The following is a 3,076-nucleotide window of genomic DNA, read 5'->3' on the forward strand; positions in this document are numbered from 1 at the left end:
GAAATCTCGTTCGACGCGTTCAAGGGCTTTCTCGCCAACCCCATCGTCAAGATCGTCACGCTCGTGCTGTCGTGGGCGTATCTGCATCACTTCTGCGCGGGCATCCGCTTCCTTCTGCTCGACACCCACGTCGCGGTCAATAAGGAAGGCGGCAAGCAGACCGCGCTCATCGTGCTGATCGTTTCGCTGTTGCTCACGCTCGCGATGGCCCTCAAGATCTTCGGAGTGTTCTAAACATGGCAACGCAAAATCGGGTTGGCCCCAAGCGCCTCGTCGTGGGCGCGCATTACGGTCTGCGCGACTGGCTCGCGCAACGCATCACCGCGGTCGTGATGGCCGTCTATACGGTCATTCTGTTGTTCTGGTTCTTCGGCGCGCACAACTTCTCCTATGAAGGCTGGGCGGGCATCTTCGCGACGCAGTGGATGAAGCTCGCGACTTTCGTGGCCTTGCTTTGCCTCTTCTATCACGCGTGGGTCGGCATGCGCGACATCTGGATGGATTACGTCAAGCCGATGGGCGTGCGCCTGTTGCTGCAGGTATTGACCGTCCTGTGGCTGATCGGATGCGCCGGCTACGCTGCACAGATTCTCTGGAGAGTTTAAAGAACATGGCTGCAATCAAGACTTCCCTGCCGCGTCGTCGCTTTGACGTGGTCATCGTCGGCGCGGGCGGCTCGGGCATGCGCGCATCGCTGCAACTCGCGCGCGCGGGTCTGTCGGTGGCGGTGCTGTCCAAGGTGTTTCCGACGCGCTCGCATACGGTCGCGGCGCAAGGCGGCATCGGCGCATCGCTCGGCAACATGAGCGAAGACAACTGGCACTATCACTTCTACGACACCATCAAGGGCTCCGACTGGCTCGGCGATCAGGACGCGATCGAGTTCATGTGCCGCGAAGCGCCCAACGCGGTGTACGAGCTCGAACACATGGGCATGCCGTTCGACCGCAATCCGGACGGCACGATCTATCAGCGCCCGTTCGGCGGGCATACGGCGAATTACGGCGAGAAGCCTGTTCAGCGCGCATGCGCCGCCGCCGACCGTACGGGTCACGCCTTGCTGCACACGCTGTATCAACAGAACGTCGCGGCTAAAACGCACTTCTTCGTCGAATGGATGGCGCTGGATCTGATCCGCGACGCCGACGGCGACGTGCTCGGCGTGACCGCCTTGGAGATGGAAACGGGCGACGTCTACATTCTCGAAGGCAAGACGACGCTGTTCGCCACGGGCGGCGCGGGCCGTATCTTCGCGGCATCGACGAATGCGTTCATCAATACGGGCGATGGTCTCGGCATGGCCGCGCGTTCGGGCATCGCGTTGCAGGACATGGAGTTCTGGCAATTCCATCCGACGGGCGTCGCCGGCGCGGGCGTGCTGATCACCGAAGGCGTGCGCGGCGAAGGCGGCATCTTGCGTAACGCGAACGGCGATCGCTTCATGGAGCGCTATGCACCGACGCTGAAGGATCTCGCGCCGCGCGACTTCGTCTCGCGCTCGATGGATCAGGAGATCAAGGAAGGACGCGGCGTCGGTCCGAACAAGGATCACGTGCTGCTGGACCTGTCGCACATCGGCGCCGAGACGATCATGAAGCGTCTGCCGTCGATTCGCGAGATCGCGCTGAAGTTCGCCAACGTCGACTGCATCAAGGAGCCGATTCCGGTTGTGCCGACCATCCACTATCAGATGGGCGGTATTCCGACGAACATGCACGGTCAGGTCGTGGGCACCGCGAAGGGCTACGACGATCCGGTCAACGGCTTCTATGCCGTGGGCGAATGCTCGTGCGTGTCGGTGCACGGCGCGAATCGTCTGGGCACGAATTCGCTGCTCGATCTGGTCGTGTTCGGCCGCGCCGCGGGTAACCACATCATCAAGCACGCGAAGGAATTGAAAGAGCACAAGCCCTTGCCGGCCGATGCCGCCGACTTCGCGATGGAACGCCTCGCGGTGCTGGAGAAGTCCACCTCGGGCGAATACACGCAGGACATCGCCAACGACATCCGCGCGTCGATGCAGGCGCATGCGGGCGTGTTCCGCACGTCGAAGCTGCTCGAAGAAGGTGTCGGCAAGATCGGCGAACTGGCCGAGCGCGTGAAGCATGTTCACCTGAAGGACAAGTCGAAGGTGTTCAACACGGCGAAGGTCGAGGCGCTGGAGCTGGCGAACCTGATCGAAGTGGCGCGCGCGACGATGGTGTCGGCCGAGGCGCGCAAGGAAAGCCGTGGCGCGCATGCGCACAGCGACTACGAGCATCGCGACGACGAGAACTGGATGCGTCACACGCTGTGGTTCAGCGAGGGCGATCGCCTGGATTACAAGCCGGTGCAGATGAAGCCGCTGACGGTCGAATCGGTGCCGCCGAAGGCGCGTACCTTCTAAGGCACGAGAGCGCAAGGAAATCGAAATGGCAAAGAGAATTTTTGAAGTCTATCGCTACGATCCGGACAAGGACGCGGCGCCGCGCATGCAGACGTACGAGCTCGAACTGGAGCATGAGCGCATGTTGCTGGACGCGCTGGTGAAGCTGAAGGCGCTCGATGAAACACTGTCGTTCCGTCGCTCGTGCCGCGAAGGCGTGTGCGGTTCGGACGCGATGAACATCAACGGCAAGAACGGCCTCGCGTGTCTGACGAATCTGAATGAATTGCCGCAGCGAATCGTGCTGCGTCCGCTGCCGGGGCTGCCGGTGGTGCGCGATCTGATCTGCGACTTCACGCAGTTCTTCAACCAGTATCATTCGATCAAGCCGTACCTGATCAACGATACGCCGCCGCCCGAGAAAGAACGCCTGCAGTCGCCGGTGGAGCGCGACGAACTGGATGGCCTGTACGAGTGCATCCTGTGCGCGAGCTGCTCGACGTCGTGCCCGAGCTTCTGGTGGAACCCGGACAAGTTCGTGGGCCCGGCGGGCTTGCTGCAAGCCTATCGCTTCATTGCGGACAGCCGCGATCAGGCGACGGGCGAACGCCTGGACAACCTGGAAGACCCGTATCGTCTGTTCCGTTGCCACACGATCATGAATTGCGTCGACGTGTGCCCGAAGGGGCTCAATCCGACCAAGGCGATCGG

General features: G+C 62.0%; 4 protein-coding genes. All 4 read left to right on the top strand.

Translation table 11 applies throughout. The features are described 5' to 3' along the window. A partial coding sequence (sdhC, locus tag NCS28_RS32980; protein ID WP_250517960.1) for a succinate dehydrogenase, cytochrome b556 subunit occupies positions 1 to 234 on the top strand: 234 nt, incomplete at its 5' end. A 2-nt stretch (positions 235 to 236) separates the two neighbouring features. Next, positions 237 to 605 (top strand): succinate dehydrogenase, hydrophobic membrane anchor protein, encoded by a 369-nt coding sequence (gene sdhD, locus NCS28_RS32985; RefSeq protein WP_250517961.1) that lies wholly within the window; start codon positions 237 to 239, stop codon positions 603 to 605. Between the two features lie 5 nt (positions 606 to 610). Next, entirely contained in the window at positions 611 to 2,386 is a 1,776-nt protein-coding gene (gene sdhA / locus NCS28_RS32990; protein WP_250517962.1) for a succinate dehydrogenase flavoprotein subunit, read from the top strand. A gap of 25 nt (positions 2,387 to 2,411) precedes the next feature. Further along, positions 2,412 to 3,076 (top strand): succinate dehydrogenase iron-sulfur subunit (locus NCS28_RS32995; protein WP_250517963.1); only part of this gene is annotated, 665 nt, incomplete at its 3' end.

The organism is Caballeronia sp. INDeC2 (assembly GCF_023631325.1).
GTDB lineage: Bacteria > Pseudomonadota > Gammaproteobacteria > Burkholderiales > Burkholderiaceae > Caballeronia.

Bases quoted from the DNA above. Each gene is read 5' to 3' on its own strand.
- sdhD (WP_250517961.1), top strand. From the start codon at position 237: ATGGCAACGCAAAATCGGGTTGGCCCCAAGCGCCTCGTCGTGGGCGCG.
- sdhA (WP_250517962.1), top strand. From the start codon at position 611: ATGGCTGCAATCAAGACTTCCCTGCCGCGTCGTCGCTTTGACGTGGTC.